General features: G+C 29.3%; 12 protein-coding genes and 1 pseudogene. All 13 read left to right on the top strand.

Annotated features, from left to right (window positions below; all coding sequences use genetic code 11):
- The first annotated feature begins 43 nt into the window (after positions 1 to 43).
- The 13 genes and pseudogenes from BN6774_RS15840 to BN6774_RS15785 all read left to right on the top strand — a co-directional run bounded on the left by BN6774_RS15840 (position 44) and on the right by BN6774_RS15785 (position 17,620).
- The gene (locus BN6774_RS15840) at positions 44 to 1,552 is read left to right on the top strand and encodes an ABC transporter ATP-binding protein (RefSeq protein WP_066895507.1); all 1,509 of its coding nucleotides are present in this window, start codon (positions 44 to 46) and stop codon (positions 1,550 to 1,552) included.
- Positions 1,542 to 2,621 carry an ABC transporter permease gene (locus BN6774_RS15835; protein ID WP_084767066.1) on the top strand — a complete coding sequence of 360 codons (1,080 nt, stop codon included), beginning with the start codon at positions 1,542 to 1,544 and terminating at the stop codon, positions 2,619 to 2,621. The genes BN6774_RS15840 and BN6774_RS15835 overlap by 11 nt, the downstream gene beginning before the upstream one ends.
- Before the next feature lie 2 nt (positions 2,622 to 2,623).
- Positions 2,624 to 3,538 (top strand): ABC transporter permease, encoded by a 915-nt coding sequence (locus BN6774_RS15830; RefSeq protein ID WP_066895505.1) that lies wholly within the window; start codon positions 2,624 to 2,626, stop codon positions 3,536 to 3,538.
- Positions 3,539 to 3,540: 2 nt separating this feature from the next.
- Positions 3,541 to 4,335: a metallophosphoesterase family protein gene (locus tag BN6774_RS15825; protein ID WP_066895503.1), complete on the top strand. Its 795-nt coding sequence runs from the start codon at positions 3,541 to 3,543 to the stop codon at positions 4,333 to 4,335.
- A gap of 191 nt (positions 4,336 to 4,526) precedes the next feature.
- Positions 4,527 to 8,585, top strand: a complete 4,059-nt coding sequence (locus BN6774_RS15820) for an immunoglobulin-like domain-containing protein (RefSeq protein ID WP_066895501.1) — start codon at positions 4,527 to 4,529, stop codon at positions 8,583 to 8,585.
- Between the two features lie 252 nt (positions 8,586 to 8,837).
- Positions 8,838 to 8,957, top strand: a pseudogene (locus BN6774_RS19110) (family 1 glycosylhydrolase); the annotation flags it as partial.
- A gap of 252 nt (positions 8,958 to 9,209) precedes the next feature.
- Complete coding sequence (locus BN6774_RS15815; RefSeq protein ID WP_207644580.1) at positions 9,210 to 10,493, top strand: NCS2 family permease; 1,284 nt, start codon at positions 9,210 to 9,212, stop codon at positions 10,491 to 10,493.
- Between the two features lie 10 nt (positions 10,494 to 10,503).
- Complete coding sequence (gene ade / locus BN6774_RS15810; RefSeq protein ID WP_066895497.1) at positions 10,504 to 12,285, top strand: adenine deaminase; 1,782 nt, start codon at positions 10,504 to 10,506, stop codon at positions 12,283 to 12,285.
- A 117-nt stretch (positions 12,286 to 12,402) separates the two neighbouring features.
- A complete protein-coding gene (locus BN6774_RS15805) occupies positions 12,403 to 13,035 on the top strand; it encodes a YczE/YyaS/YitT family protein (RefSeq protein WP_066895495.1) in 633 nt (210 codons plus the stop codon).
- 287 nt (positions 13,036 to 13,322) lie between these two features.
- Complete coding sequence (locus tag BN6774_RS15800) at positions 13,323 to 13,556, top strand: hypothetical protein (protein WP_066895493.1); 234 nt, start codon at positions 13,323 to 13,325, stop codon at positions 13,554 to 13,556.
- 47 nt (positions 13,557 to 13,603) lie between these two features.
- Positions 13,604 to 15,010 (top strand): GH1 family beta-glucosidase, encoded by a 1,407-nt coding sequence (locus tag BN6774_RS15795; protein WP_066895491.1) that lies wholly within the window; start codon positions 13,604 to 13,606, stop codon positions 15,008 to 15,010.
- 152 nt (positions 15,011 to 15,162) lie between these two features.
- Complete coding sequence (locus BN6774_RS15790; protein ID WP_066895489.1) at positions 15,163 to 15,882, top strand: MurR/RpiR family transcriptional regulator; 720 nt, start codon at positions 15,163 to 15,165, stop codon at positions 15,880 to 15,882.
- 298 nt (positions 15,883 to 16,180) lie between these two features.
- A complete protein-coding gene (locus BN6774_RS15785) occupies positions 16,181 to 17,620 on the top strand; it encodes a glycoside hydrolase family 1 protein (RefSeq protein ID WP_066895488.1) in 1,440 nt (479 codons plus the stop codon).
- Positions 17,621 to 17,634: the final 14 nt, after the last annotated feature.

Genomic DNA, 17,634 nt, shown 5'->3' with positions numbered 1-17,634 from the left:
TGCCCTTATTTTGTGATTAGGAGATTAAAAAGGAGAATTGGATATGCTTTTAGAAATGAAAAATATCGTTAAAAGATATGGAAATGTTCTAGCTAATAATGGGGTAAGTATAGAACTTAATAAAGGTGAAATCTTAGCTATTGTTGGTGAAAATGGAGCTGGTAAATCAACAATAATGAAAATACTTTATGGTCTTGAAAGGCCTGATTCAGGTGAAATTTATATAAATGGCAGGAAAATGGACTTTCATAATCCATCAGATGCTATGGCTCAAGGAATTGGAATGGTTCAACAACACTTTATGCTTTTTGATTCTATGACTATTGCTGAAAATATAGTTTATAAAAATGAAATGAAAAAAGGAATTTTATTCGATTATAAAAAGAATATAGAAGTAGTAGAAGAACTTTCTAAGAAGTATATGTTAAAGGTTGACCCAAAGGCAATTATAGAAGATTGTCCAGTAGGATTACAACAACGTGTTGAGATTTTAAAGATTCTTTATCAAAATGCAGATATTATAATTTTCGATGAGCCTTCAGCAGTTTTAACTCCTATTGAAGTAGATGAACTTTTAAAAACTATGAAGCAATTAGCTAGCCTTGGTAAAAGTATAATTATAATAACTCATAAGCTTAATGAAGTTATGGAAGTAGCTGATAGAATAGTTGTAATGAGAACTGGTGAAGTTGTTGCAGAGAAGCTTAAAAGAGATACAAATGTAGAAGAGTTATCTTATTTAATGGTAGGAAGACAAATATTAACAAGGGTAATTCCTGAAAAAGAAACTAAGGAAAATGTATTAGAAGTTAAGGGATTAACTTTAAATGGAGAGCATGAAAAGAAAACTTTAAATAATGTTGATTTACATGTAAGAAAAGGTGAGATTGTTGGTATTGCAGGGGTATCTGGAAATGGACAATCTGAACTTATAAGATGTATAACAGGTCTTGAACATGTAGATTCAGGAAAAGTTCTTCTTAATGATGAAGATATTACAAATAAAAAGGTTATGGAAATTAGAGATGTAGGTATAGCTCATATTCCAGAAGATAGATATTACTGGGGAAGTGCAAAGGAAGCTACATTAACAGAAAATGCATTAATGGGCTTTGAAGATCATAAGGATTTCTCTAAAAGAGGAATTTTAGATACTAAGAAGGTTACAAATCATGCAAAGGAATTAATAAAAAAATTCTTAGTAAAAGCAGATTCTCCAAATCAAAAAATTAAGGAATTATCAGGTGGTAATGCTCAAAAGCTTATAGTAGCAAGGGAAATGGAAATGCAAACACCATTACTTATTGCCTGTGAACCTACTAGAGGTATAGATATAGGTGCTATTGAATTTATTCATGATAAGCTTGTTGAAAAAAGAAATAATGGAGATAGTGTTCTTTTAGTTTCTTCTGAGTTAAGTGAAATAATGAGTTTAAGCGATAGAATTTATGTTATTTATGAAGGTGAAATTGTAGGAGAATTTAAAAGAGGAAGTATTGATGAAAAGAGATTAGGTCTTTTAATGGTAGGAGGTAAGGAAAATGAAAAGTAAAATTAATAAGTTTGCTGGATTTTTTGAACCTTTAAAACATCCTATACAAGCTATAGTTGTTGGATTAATTTTAGGTGGAGTGATTATTGGACTTTCTGGATTTAATCCTATAGAAGCTATGCTTGGAATGTTTAAAGGTGGTTTTGGATCAGCATATTATTTAACAACTACATTAACACGTTCAGTTCCAATTATTTTTGCAGGGCTTGCAGGTGCATTAGCATGGGGATCTGGTTATTCAAGTCTTGGAGCAGCTGGACAAATGGTTTTAGGAGCATTTACATCTGCAGTTGTTGCAGCTAATTGTCCAGGACCAGCAGTTTTCGTAGTAATTGTTTCATTACTTACAGGTATGTTAGTTGGTATATTATATTCTATTCTTTCTGCATATTTAAGCGAAAGATTTAAATTAGATTTACTTATTATAACTCTTATGCTTAACTATGTTGCTGATTATATAGCTTCATATTTTACAACTTATGTAGTAAAGGACCCATTAGCTGTGGATTCATCAGCTATACAAACACAAAAGTTAACTGATACAATACTTCCTAAGATTTTTAAGGGATATTCATTACACTGGGGCTTTATAATTGCCTTAATATCTGTATTATTAATTTTATTTATTATGAAGAAGACAAGCTTTGGATATAAGGCTAAAATGGGTGGATTAAATCCTAACTTTGCAAATTATGGTGGAGTTAACAGTACAAAGATGATGTACTATGTATTAATGTTAAGTGGTGCTATTGCAGGTCTTGGTGGAGCTTGTGAAGTTTTAGGTGCTAGATATAGATATGTTGATGCAATGATAACTTCTCCGGGATATGCATGGACAGGGATTATAGCTTCTTTAATGTCAAGTAATCATCCAGTTGGTATTTTAGTAAGTTCTATTTTCTTAGCAGGACTTACAACAGGGGGCAGTACAATAGAGCGTAGTATGGGAGTTCCATCAGAAGTAACAACTATAATTCAAGGTATTATTACTCTATTAATAACAGCTAGATTTGCTGTTAAGTGGTATAAGAAAAATAAAGAAGCATCAACTAAGGAAGGAGTACAATAAAGATGGAAATAAGTATAGATTATTTAGCTGTAGTAGTTAATTCTACTATTCGTATGATGACACCTATTTTATTAGTAACTCTTGCAGCAGCAATATGTACAAAAGTTAAGATTTTCAATATTGCTATGGAAGGTACAATGTTAACTGGTGCATTCTTTAGTATTGTTGCTAATTATTATACTCATAGTGTGTTTTGGTCAGTAGTTGCTGGTGCTGTAAGTGGAATGATAGTATCTGCAATAGTTGGTTTTTGTATAATTAAATTAAAAGCTTCTCCAGTAGTTGTTGGGATGGCTACTAACACAATGATGGGTGGAGTAACTACTTATTTACTTTATGTAATATTTAAAACAAAGGGAGTTTTTACAGATCCAAGCTTAGTAAGTCTTACAAAGATAGATTTACCAGTTATAAAGGATATACCTGTTATTGGAACAATGCTTTCTGGTTTAACAATAATAGATTATTTAGCTTTTGTAATTGTAATAGCTATGCATATATTCTTATATAAAACAGTTTTAGGATATAGATTAAGAGCTATTGGAATAAATAAAGAGGCTGCAAGAAGCTTAGGTACTCCAGTTGAAAAGTATCAATTCCTTACAATAAGTTTATCTGGAATATTATGTGGATTAGGTGGAGTTCTTCTTTCAATGGGAACTGTAACTTTATTTATACAAAATATAACTTCAGGACGTGGATATATTGCTATGGCTGCTAATAATTTAGGTAGATCAAATCCAATAGGAGTTCTTTTATCAAGTTTATTTTTTGGATTCTCACAAGCAGCAGGAAATGTTCTTCAAAACACATCTTTAAAAACGCAAATAACAGCATCTATTCCATATATAGCTACAGTAGTTGCTTTAGTTATATTTAGTATAAAGAATAGAAAAAATAAGGTTAAAAAGGTGTAGTAATGATATTTTTACATATATCAGACATACATTTTTTAAGAGAGTATAAAAAAGCGGAAGAAGGATATAATTCTATTTTCAATAATATGACTAATCCAATTATTCAAATAAAGAGTGTATTAGAAAAAATAGATAAGAATACCTTAGATTTTATTATTATTACTGGAGATTTAGTTGAATCGGGAAAAAGTGAAGATTATAAATGTTTAAAAGAAAACTTAGAAAGTTTATTCGGGGATATTCCTTATATTGTTACCTTGGGAAATCATGACAATAAAAAAGAGTTCTATAAGGGCTGGTTTAATGAAGAATTAGGTGATATACCCTATAATACGATTATGGAAATAGGAGATTTAAAAATAATAAGCTTTGATAATTCTAAATATCATGAAAATAATGGAATTATAAATTTAGATCAGTATGAATGGTTAAGGTTTGAATTAGAAAAAGATACTGAAAAAGATATAATACTTATGCTTCATCATCATCTTTTAAAAGAACAATTTAATTTGCCTCCTGTTAGCTTTAGTAAAGAGTTTGAAGAGACTATTAGCAAAAGTAAAGTTATAGGAGTATTTTCAGGACATACTCATCATCCATATAAAGGAATTTTTGCAGGGAAACCTTATTTTACAGCAGGTAGTCTTTCTTTTGTTGGATATGATGAAGAGTATGGTAGAGTTAGATTTGAAGAAGCAACAAAGTGTAATCTTTGTAAATATGAAAATGGAAAAATATTTGTAAAAGTTATAGATGTTTTAGAAAAAAATAAATTTTTAACTTATGTAAGGTTTTAAAAATGCGCCAGGAAATAAATTTGGAATAAAGTTTTCTATGTAAATATCCTGAGGTATTTAAATTTAACAATGTATAACAATTGTTAAAAAGTCTTTACTTTATTTTACATAAATATGATATTGCTTAAAATTTTGAAATGATATACTCCAATCAAATAGAACTTTTCTTAAAGATAAGTTAGGAGGATATTATGGCAAAAAGGAAATTATATAGAAGTAAATTATTTACATTAGGATTAACAGCTTTAATTTGTACAACTCCAATGGAGACTATGGCATTAAGTTCAAAAACATTATTAGCAGAAGCTGAAACTATTGAGAATGCTAATGAAACAGAGAGTTTTCAAATACCAGAATTATTAATTACAGAAATATTACCAGATTCAAAAAATGTTAATGGTGCAGATGCTTATGAATTTATAGAGGTTTATAATAACTCTACTATAGATGTAAATTTAAAGGATTATAAAATATATTATAACTATCCTGATAAAGGTGATGAAAGTGATGTAATGTGGGTAGATATTAATGAAGATATTAATGTCAAAAGTGGAGAAGCTATCGTTTTTTGGATTAAGAATGGAAGTAATGACACTTTAACAGCTAGTGATTTTAATGATCACTTTAAGGTTCAATTGCAAATGGATGTAAACTTATTTGAGGTATATAGTGCAGGTATGGCAAATAGTGGAGCAAGAGCTCTTAGACTTACTACGAGCATAAAGGAGCAAGTTGATTTTGTTGCTTATAATATGAATGGAGTAAAAGATACAAGCGCAGACAAATCTATAAAGTATCTTTATGATGAAAATATAAATGAAAGTGTTATAAAAACTAATAAAGGAACACCAGATCCAGGAACAGTAAAAGATGAGGATAAACCTAAACAAGCTATATCAACTATCCCGCAAAATGAACCTACAGTAGTAGATATGACAGAAGAAACTTTTATTACTGAAGAGGAAGTAGTATTTAAAGTAAATGCTAAATCTGATGAAACTAATATTAAAACTGTTAAATTAAGCTATAGAAATAATAAAATGAGTGATTATGAAACATATAATTTATTAAAAGAAGAGGGAGATGTATTTTCAAAGATAATTTCTAAATATGATTTAATAGGAAAAGCTTATTTTGATTATTATTTTGAAGTTAGTGATGGATTTACTACTGTAAAAACTCCTATAAAGAGAATTACAAATACTGAAGTTGATACATCAGCTATAAGATTTAACATAAATGAAAACACTTATTTATCTGGAATAGATAATTTAATAACTACTGGAGACAAGCTATTTATTGATGGAGAAGATAAAACTTCAGAAACTGTAGAATCTATTGAAAATAATGCAAAGATAGTTTTTGATATTAAAGATACTGATACTTTCTTTAAAAATGCAGTTGCAATTGGTGATACTGTTCTTGGAATATTTAATGAAGGAACTTATGATAATTGGGACACAGTAGCTTATGATGTAGATCCTGTTTACTTTATTAAGGGTGAAAAAATTCAAATTGATATTCATGCTGGTAATAAAGCCAATGCCTTAGAACATAACTGGGAAAATAATGATGACTTTGTGGTTAAAAATATTAGATTAATATTACCAGATGGAAGTATATTAAGACCAGAAGGTTTTGAAAATCCTGAAGAAGTTATAAAAATGGGAGATTCAGCTGGGAAAATTGAAATATTAGAAGCTATTTTTACACCAAGTGATGAATCCTTTAATGCTTTAAGATATGAAATTGATACAACTAAGCTAAGTGATGGAGAGCATACTTTTAGTGGTAGCTTAACTGCTTCAAATGAAAGTGAAGATATTAAATTTATTGTTGATAACACTGCTCCTGAAATAATTACAAATATTAAGGATGATGAAATATATAAAGGAACAAATGAAATTATAGTAGACGCAAAGGATGCTCTTTCTGGAGTAAAAGAAGTATCAGTAAAATTAGATAATAAGAAAATTGAATTACCTTATACCTTTAGATCTTTAGAGTTATCCCCAGGAGAACATACTTTAACTATTTATACTGTTGATAATTGTAACAATGAACATATTAAGGAAATTAAGTTTATTATTCCTGAAGAAAATGCAAAGTTAGGACTTGAAATAACTCCAGGACCTGGTGCAATATTAACTTCAGACCCAACTTTTAAAATAGAAGCAACTGATAGCACTAATGATATTATGACTGTTTCCTTTAAAAAGGGTGAAAGATATGTTTTAGGAGATTATAATATCTCTAAAACGGAGGGGGTTAGCCAAAGTGCAGGTACTAATGGACAAGATTTTACTGCAGATAGTAGTAATGGATTCCCTTATGAAGAATTTGATATTGAATTAAGTGAAGAAGTAAATGAAAATGCATCAATTCAAGTTGACTGGACTGGAACTTCAAATAATTTGAAAACAAAGATGTATGCATATAACTATACAACAGGTTCTTTTGACTTAGTTGAAGCTACTATGGAGCAAAATGGAGAAGAAATTAAATTAACAGGATTAGTTTCTTTAAAGGATCATTTAAAAGATAGTAAAGTGAAAATTATGGTTCAAAATGGGGAAGGTTATACACCAACTCAATATGAGGCGGGAACTCCAGCAACACCTTCTGAAAATCCAAATATTACAACTAGTAACGAAAATGATTTAAATAGAAATTCTTATGATTTTACTTTTGCTATTGAAAGTGATACACAGTATTATAATGAAGATACATCTGATAATACAAATATTGTTGGTAAGTATGAGCATCAATTAAATATACATGATTGGTTACTTGCAAATCGTTCAAGAATGAATATTCAATATTTATTCCACGATGGAGATATAGTTGATGATGTAGATATGATTTCTCAATGGGAAAATGCTGATGCAGCTTATAAAAAGTTAGATGAAGCGGGGCTTCCTTACGGTGTACTAGCTGGTAATCATGATGTTGGACATTTAACTGGAGATTATACTAACTATGGAACTTACTTTGGAGAAGATAGATTTATAAATAATCCATGGTATGGAGAAAGCTATAAAAATAATAGAGCTCACTATGATTTAATATCAGTAGATGGAATTGATTTTATAATGATGTATGTAGGCTGGGGAATTGGTGATGAAGAAATAGAATGGATGAATAATATTCTAAAGAAATATCCTGAAAGAAAAGCTATTTTAAACTTCCATGAATACCTACTTGCAAGTGGAGGCCTTGGTGAAGAGCCTCAAAGAGTACTTAATGAAGTAGTTTCCACTAATTCAAATGTATGTATGGTTTTATCTGGTCATTATCATAATGCCCAAACTGTAGTAAATGAATTTGATGATGATGGTGATGGAGTAAATGATAGAAAAGTTTATCAAATGCTATTTGACTATCAAGGATTACCAGAAGGTGGTATGGGATATTTAAGATTAATGCATTTTGATTTGACTGGTGAAAAAGTAGTATTTAAAACTTATTCTCCTTCATTAGATGATTATAATGCAAAAGATACAGTTGCAGGTGGAGATACTATATTAGGAGAAGAGGATTTTGAAATTTCCTTTGCTGATTTAGGAATTGAACCTAAGACAAAAACAATTGAAACAACTAATTTAGATGTAAATGTGTATACAGATGAAGTGATTGGTGTAGTAAATAATGTAACAAATGATACTGAAATTTCTTATACATTGGAAAATGCAGTAAATGGTGTATATGGATGGTATGCAGAAGTCACAGATGATTTTGGTGGACTTTCTAGAACTAATGTAAATTACTTTACTGTAGATAAGGATATAGTAAAACCTGTTATAACATTACCTGAAAATAATATAATTCCATTGGGGGCTGAATTTAATCCAAAGGATGGAGTTTCAGCAAAAGATGACATAGATGGAGATTTAACTTCTAAGATAGTTGTATCAGGTTCAGTTGATACAAGCAAAGAAGGCGAATACAAAATTACTTACACAGTTTCAGATAGTTCAGGAAATACAGAAACAGTATCAAGAGTTATTACAGTAGAAAACTTTGAAAACTCTAATGAAGAAAATAATGATGAAGTAGAAGACAATAATAACACCAATATTGATTCAGAGAATAATAATAGTGAGGATTATGTAACTGAAGATACTATAGAAAATGAAGATAAGAATACCTTACCACAAACAGGAGCTGATGTATCAACATTACAAGTTTCGATATTTGCAATGCTATCAATTGCTATAGGAACACTATTAAATAAAAGAAAAAGAAAATAAACAAAATCAAAGAATAATAGTACCCCGGGCATAAGGAGGGAATAAATGTTCCACCTATATCCCCGGGGAATTTTTTTTTGTTTTTTTAGGGAAAGTAAATATTTATATTGACTAATTATACATTGTTACTGGTGAATGTCATAGGATAATAGAAGGAAGTAAAGTATGTTGTATGTTAACTAAGCTTACAACATATCCGTTAATATGTAAACCGGAAGATATTTTAAAGGCTTTAAATGAAAATTTAAATAACTATTCATTGTTGAAAATGGAATGGGAGCTGTTGATAAAATTGAAGAAGATGGATCTATAAATGATGATTATAGAATTGAATATTTTAGAAGTCATATGATAGAGATGAAAAAGGCAGTATAAGAAGCTGCTAATATCGCCTTTCACTTAGTAAATGCACAAAGTGGTAAAAGTTATCAACATGATGCTATGAGGGCAGCTCAGTTAAATATGCAGAAAAGGTTGCTCATTATATTTACAAGGCATATAACAAAGTAATTATTTTAAATAAAATCTAAAAATCATATTGACTTATACGAATAATTATTATAATATACAAAATATAATTCGACTTTTGTTTCATAGAAACGAAAAATGGAGGAGAAACTAAAGATGGAAAAAATATTTAAATTTAAAGAACGTAATACAAATATAAAAACTGAGGTAACAGCAGGTATAACTACCTTTATGACTATGGCATATATTTTAGTCTTACAACCTATGTTTATGAGTGCAGCTGGAATGGATGTTGGAGCAGTAACTGTAGTAACTGCAATGTTATCAGCTGTATTTAGTATTTTTATGGGGATTTATACAAATTTACCTTTTGCTTTAGCACCAGCTATGGGGAGTAATGCTTTCTTTGCTTATACTTTAGTTGCAGGTGGAGTAGTAAACTGGGAAACTGGTTTGGGTATGGTATTTATTTCAGGGGTTATTTTTATTCTTTTAACTATATTTGGGCTTAGAGAAGTTATAGTAAATTTAATACCAAAGAATATTAAATATGCAATAGGAGTTGCAGTAGGCTTTTATATAGTTTTATTAGGCTTTAAAAATGGAGGCTTAATGAGTTTAGAAGGTGGAAGTATTGCCATGGGAGATGTTAAGTCTCCAGGAGTTTTACTTACAATTATAGGTTTAGTAATAGTTGTATTTTTACAAGCTAGAAAGATTAAGGGTGGCGTATTAATAGCAATAATATTAACAACAATAATCGGAATTCCAATGGGAATAACGAATGTTCCAGAAAGTTTAGTTACAATGCCACCATCAATAGCGCCAATAGCATTTAAACTTGATGTTATGGCAGCATTAAAGTGGAGTTTCTTCCCACTTATGTTTACATTCTTCGTTGGAGATTTTTTCTCAACCTTAGGAACTTTATTAGGAGTTTCTGCAAAAGCTAATCTTTTAGATGAAAATGGGGACTTACCTGAAATAAACAAACCATTTTTAGTTGATGCAATTGCAACTGTAGTAGGAGCCTTATTTGGATCCACAGTAGTTACAACTTATATTGAGTCTGCAGCTGGAGTTGAAGAGGGTGGAAGAACTGGATTTACAGCAGTAGTAGCAGGTATATGCTTTGCACTTACAATATTTATTACTCCAATTGCAGGAATGATACCAAGTGAAGCAACGGCACCAGCATTAATTTTAATAGGGTTATTAATGATTACAGGAATTAAAAATATAGAATTTAATGATTTTACGGAAGCTTTTCCAGCTTTTGCAACAATTACATTTACAGCATTTACATCAAGTATATCAAATGGCATAAGCATAGGAATAATTTCTTATGTAGTTACAAAAGTAATGGCTGGAAGGTTTAAGGATTTAAATATAGGAATATACATTTTAGCAATTCCACTAATAGCTTATTTTATAATATAGGAGAAATGATATGAAAATTTTACCTGAGGATAAAAAGGGACTAATAGAAGCAGCTATAGGAAAGAGACCTTGTGATTTAGTTATAAAAAATGCAAATATAGTAAATGTATTTACAGGTGAGATATATGTAGGAGACATAGGAGTGTTTAACGGATTTATAGCTCATATAAGTACAAGAATTGATAACGAAGAAGTTAGTGAGATATGTGCAAAAAAATATTATGATGTGAAAGGACAATATGTTATTCCAGGTCTTATAGATAGTCATATACATATAGAGAGTACTCTTATGACACCAAGAAACTTTGCAAAAGAGGTTATTCCATATGGAACCACTACAGTAGTTACAGATCCTCATGAAATTGCAAATGTATATGGAATAAGGGGAGTTAAATACATGCACGATAGTAGCGAAGATATTCCAATGAGGCAATATGTACTAGCTCCATCTTGTGTGCCAGCAGTCTTAGGTTTTGAGAATGCTGGAGCGGAGTTTTTTGAAAAAGAAATTGAAGAGATGCTAAACCTAGATAGAGTAATAGGCTTAGGTGAAGTTATGGATTTCTTAGGTGTTATAGGCAATAGTGATAGGATGGTATCAATATTAGCTGAAGCCGAAAAACGAGGAAGTTTCATTCAAGGACATGCTCCCTTTCTAAGTGGCAAACAATTATCTTCGTATCTATGTGGAGGAGCAACTACTTGTCATGAAAGTAGAACAGCTAAAGAAGCAAGAGAAAAAATTAGAAATGGAATGTACGTAGATGCTAGAGAAAGTTCTATATCTAAAAATGTTACAGAGATTGTAAAGGGAGTAAAGGAGTTTAGATATTTAGATAATTTGACATTATGTACAGATGATAGAGAAGCAGATGAAATACTTAAAAGTGGTCATATGAATGATGTAGTTAGAACTGCAATAAAAGCAGGACTTAATCCAATTGATGCTATAAGATCTGCAACGTTAAACTCAGCAAGAGAAATAGGAGTAACTAACTTAGGGGGAATAGCTCCTGGATATGTAGCTGATTTAGTTGTATTAGAAAATCTTGAGAATATGAAAGTAAAATCTGTTATTTTCCAAGGGGAGTTAGTTGCTGAAAATGGGGTTTTATTAAAACCTATAGAAGATAGAAAGTATGATATAGAAAAGGAGAATTCAGTTCATATTAGTGATTTATCCTTAGAAGATTTTAAGTTAAAAGCTCCAATTCAAGAGGGAAAGTGTAAGGTTAATATAATAAAATATAATAGTCAATTATCTTCATCTACAGAAATTGTAGAAGAGGAAGTTGATATAAAAGATGGATATGTATATATTAATGATAATGATTTGAATTTTGTTATAGTTATTAATAGACATGGAAAAGTAAACACAAAATCCATTGGATTAGTGAGAGGCTTTGGAATAAATAAAGGTGCCATAGGAAGTACAATATCTCACGATAGTCATAACCTAACTATAGTTTATAAAGATATAAATGAAGGTTTCAAGGTAGCAAAAGATTTAATTTCTATAGGTGGAGGAATAAGTTGTGCTATAGATAGAGAAGTAAAAAAGAATATTCAGCTAGAAGTAGCAGGACTTATGACAACTAAAAGTGCACTAGAAATAGCGAAAGATGCTGAAGAAATGAAGAAAATTTTAAAAAGTATAGGATTAACTGAAATAAAGAATCCTTTATTAAGAATAGTTACATTAGCTCTTCCGGTAATACCTGAAGGTAAAATGTCAGATTTAGGTTTAATAAATGTAAATAAAAAAGAAATAGTTAATATTTTTAATTGTTAAAAATATTATGACTTAACTTAAAAACTCCTAAGGGAGTTTTTTCTTTGATTTTATATTTAATAATATTATCTTTGTATTTAAAATAGAAAACTAATGAAAATATAAGTGGGTGGGTAAATGATAAAAGTAATAAGAAAATTTATAAGGTTGATGTTAGGTTTTATATTGTGTGCAAGTTCAACTATATTTATGCTAAATTCAAACTTAGGTTTATCTCCATGGGATGTGTTTCATCAAGGTATATCTAATGTTACAGGTTTAACTATAGGGGAAGCCAATATTCTTTCAAGTATAATTGTAATATTAATAGGAATACTTCTTAAACAAAGAATAGGGTTAGGAACTTTATTAAATATAATAATGATTGGGAAGTTTGTAGATATAATCAATAATAGCAATTTAATTCCAATAGCTAATAATTTATGGATGGGAATTGTAATGATGATAATTGGAATGTTTGTTATGGGATATGGATGTTATTTATATATAGGTTGTGAGTTAGGCTGTGGTCCTAGAGATGGAGTGATGGTAGGATTAAGTAGTAAGCTAAATAAGCCCATCAAAATTGTAAGAGGAAGTATAGAGGTTTTTGTTTTAATAATAGGTATATTTTTAGGCGGAAAGTTTGGAATAGGAACATTAATAAGTGCTTTTGCAATTGGATATTGTATACAAATAGTATTTAAGTTGAGAAACTTTGATGCTGTTAGTCTAAATCATAAATCTATATTAGATACCATAAAATTATAAAAGTATAGTTGCTACTAAGTATAAAATATAAACCTAGGATAAGTTTATCCTAGGTTTATATTTTATATATTATTAATTCTTTTGAATATATAAAATTTTTAGAATATATAATATATATTTTTTTAATATAAATTGCTATAATGGAGATAACAATATGTTACAAAAATAAAACAAATTATAAAAAATGAGATTTGTTTTATTAGTTTATAAAAATAAGTCTTAATATCAAAAATATTGTAAAATTAAATTGTACTAATTATTAAATAATTAGGTAGGAGGAAAATGGTATGTATAAAGTGGAAATAAATGGAGTTCAAATGAAATTTATAAGGGAGTTTTTTGATAACTATGAAGATGATAAGGTTAAGCTAACAGTTTTAGATGATAAAAATAGAATTAAGATAATATATTCAGCGGAATCTGAATTATCAGCAGCAGATTTAGAAAGATATTTAAAAACACAATTTAAGACTAAGTCAATATATGGGACAACTCTTTATTATACATTAAATGTAAAATAACATATTGAATTAAAAGGGCTTATTTTTATAAATGGGAGGAAAAATAAATGAAGTTTGCAAAGGATTTTTTATTTGGAGCTGCATCAGCTTCATATCAAGTGGAAGGTGCTTGGAATGAAGATGGAAAAGGATTATCAAATTGGGATGTATTTTCTAAAGTACCAGGTAAGACTTTTGAAGGAACTAATGGTGATATAGCAGTTGATCATTATCATAGATATAAAGAAGATATAAAATTAATGGCAGAAATGGGGTTAGAATCCTATAGATTTTCTATTTCCTGGCCAAGAATTATTCCAAATGGGGTTGGTGAAGTAAATCCTAAAGGAATAGAGTTTTATAATAATATCATTGATGAATGTTTAAAGTATGGAATAGTTCCTTTTGTAACACTATATCACTGGGATTTACCTCAAGTTTTAGAGGGAAAAGGTGGTTGGATTAACAAAGAAACTGTAGATGCTTTTGTAAAATATGCTGAAGTATGTTATAAAGCTTTTGGAGATAGGGTTAAACGTTGGATTACATTTAATGAAACAATTGTTTTTTGTGGTTTAGGATATCTATCAGGAGCACATCCGCCAGCATTAGTTGGAGACGTAAATAAATATTTTCAAGCTACTCATAATGTTTTCCTAGCTCATGCAAAATCAGTAGAGGTATATAAAAGTTTAAGACAGTATGGTGAAATTGGAATTACTCATGTTTTTTCACCAGCCTTTAGTGCAAATAATAAGGAGGAAAATATATTAGCAGCCAAACATGCAAATGCTATGGATATGCATTGGTATTATGATCCTATATTAAAAGGAGAATATCCTAAGTATGTTATTGATGAAATTAATAAAAAAGGCGTTAATATAGATTGGACAGATGAGGAGTTAGAAATTATTAAGAATGCTTCGGATAAAAATGATTTTATAGGACTAAATTATTATCAACCTCAAAGAGTTATAAAAAACAATATAAATGAAATGGTAGAAAGAAGTAGGGAAAACTCTACAGGAGCACCAGGAAATCCTTCTTTAGATGGTTACTATAGAACAATAAAAATGGATGATAAAAATTATACTAAATGGGGATGGGAAGTATCACCTGAAGCTTTTTTAGATGGTCTTAGAATGCTAAAAGAAAGATATGGGGATATAAAAATATATATAACAGAAAATGGACTAGGAGACGAGGATCCAATCATTGAAGGTGAAATAATGGACATTCCTAGAATAAAATTTATTGAAGCCCATTTAAAGGCAGTTAAGAATGCAATTAAAGAAGGAATTAATATAAAGGGTTATTATGCATGGTCTGTTATAGATTTATTAAGCTGGCTTAATGGATTTAAAAAACAATATGGATTTATATATGTAGATCATAAGGATAACTTAAATAGGAAGAAAAAAGCCTCTTTTTATTGGTATAAGAACATAATAAAAACAAGAGGGGAATACATTTAAAATAGAACTATTAATTTGGCTGAAGTCTTGACTAATTAGATTTCAGCCATTTTTAAAATTATTATTTATAGGTGATGTATATGGGGAATTATTTAGAAAATTACTATGAATGTTTAAGTATAGCTGAACATTACTATTAAAGGAGGGTAGGAATGTTTAGTTATAATAAGATACAAGGGCTAAATGAACTTGAGCTTTCATTATATAACTATATTATGAAAAATAGTGATAAAGTTATTTATATGAGAATAAGAGAGTTAGCAAATGAAGCTCATGTTTCAACAACAACTATTTTAAGATTTTGTAAGAAACTAGATTGTGAAGGATTCTCAGAGTTTAAGATAAAGTTTAAAATGTATTTAGAAGAATCAGGCGGAAAAGAGCTTAAGGATAATACATCTATGATAATAGACTTTCTAAAAAAATCCCAAGGTGAAGAGTACAAGAAAAAAATTGATTTAGTTTGTGATGAATTAGAAAAGTCAAATACAATTATATTTGTAGGGATAGGATTTTCAGGAATACTTTCTAAATATGCAGCTAGATATATTTCTGCAATAGGTAAAAATGCTGTATATATAGATGATCCATTTTATCCCTTAAATTTCAAATATACTGAGAATTATGTAACTATTGCATTTTCTGTTTCTGGAGAAACACCAACAGTAATAGATCATATTAATAGACTAAAGAGAAAAGGCAGCAAAATAATAAGTATTACTAATAATGAAGATTCTACATTAGCTAAAATATCAGATATTAATATTGGATATTATGTTCAACAGGAAAAAACTGAAGAACATGATATAACAACGCAAATTCCGGCATTATATATTATAGAAACTATAGGTAGAAAATTATATAAGAATTAAAGGGTAGATGAAAGTCTATCCTTTTTTGTTTTTATAACTATATTTGAGATTAGGTTTACTTAAAATAAATGAAAAAAAATTAATTTTAATAATACACTTTTCTATAAAAATACCTTGTTATTTTTAAGATAAAAAAATAAAAAAAACCTATAAAAAACACTTAAAAATGGAACAAATTGTTATTTTAAAGTGACAAATTATATCTTTAGCAGAGTTGTTTTTTTAACTGTTAAAAACGATTACAAAAGTGAAATAATAATATATAATTTAGTAAAAATAAGAATTGGAGGAGGTAAAAGTGATTTACGATAAACTTGATAATTTTAAAGAAGATTTCTTGTGGGGAAGTGCTTCTGCAGCATATCAAGTTGAGGGAGCTTATGATATAGATGGTAAGGGTCCAAGTATTTGGGATAAGTTTTCTGAGGTTCCAGGGAAAACCTATAAGGGGACAAATGGAAAGGTTGCAGTTGATCACTATAATAGGTATAAGGAAGATATAGCTTTAATGAAAGAGATGGGACTTAAAGCTTATAGATTTTCTATTTCATGGAGTAGAATTTATCCAAAGGGTAGGGGAGAGATTAATGAAAAGGGCTTAGAGTTTTATGATAATTTAATCGATGAACTTATAAGAAGTAAAATAAAACCTATTATCACTATATATCATTGGGATTTACCACAATATCTTCAGGATCTTTACGGGGGGTGGGAGTCAAGGGAAATAATAGATGATTTTAACAATTATTGTATAACCTTATATAAAAGATATGGAGGGAAAGTTAAATATTGGATAACTCTTAACGAACAAAATGTATTTATGCTTTTAGGATATAAGTTAGGAATTCATCCACCTGGTGTAAAAGATGAAAAAAGGATGCTTAAAGCAAACCATATTGCAAGTTTAGCAAATGCAAAAGCAATAGTATCTTTTAGAGAATATGTTACTAACGGAATGGTTGGTCCTAGCTTTGCCTTTACACCAAATTATGCCTATACATGCAAACCAGAAGATGTTTTAGCAAGAGAAAATGCAGAAGATATGAATTGTCATTGGTGGCTGGATGCATATTGTTTTGGAAATTATCCTGCCTTTGCTTTAAGTTACTATGAAAAACAAGGAATAGCTCCAGAAATAGAGGATGGAGATTTAGAACTTTTAGAAAAGGGAAAGCCGGATTTTATCGGTATAAATTATTATAGAAGTGAAACGGTAGAGGAAAATCCGATAAATGGGATTAATGATTTTGAAGAAATAAATACATCAGGAAAAAAAGGTACATCTAAGGATTATGGAATACCAGGTAACTTTAAAACAATAAAAAATCCTTATCTAGAAAGGACAAATTGGGATTGGGAAATAGATCCTACAGGATTGAGAATAGGAATTAGAAGGATAAATAGTAGATATAGGCTTCCTATATTGGTAACGGAAAATGGATTAGGTGAGTTTGATAAATTAGAGCAAAATGATGTTATAAATGATGAATATAGAATTAAATTTATAAAAAATCATATTTTAGCATGTAAACAAGCTGTAACTGATGGAGTAGAACTTTTAGGATACTGCACATGGTCTTTTACAGATTTACTGAGCTGGCTTAATGGATATCAAAAAAGATATGGCTTTGTTTATGTAGATAGAGATGAGAATAGTGAAAAAGAGTTAAAGCGTATTAAGAAGAATAGTTTTTATTGGTATAAAAATGTTATTGAAACTAATGGTAAAGACCTTTAGTTATATAAATTTAG

The sequence above is a fragment of the Clostridium nigeriense genome (assembly GCF_900086595.1).
Classification (GTDB): Bacteria; Bacillota; Clostridia; order Clostridiales; family Clostridiaceae; genus Clostridium; species Clostridium nigeriense.
The sequence above is the reverse complement of the archived record's forward strand: the minus strand, read 5'-3'. Positions and strand labels throughout refer to the sequence as shown.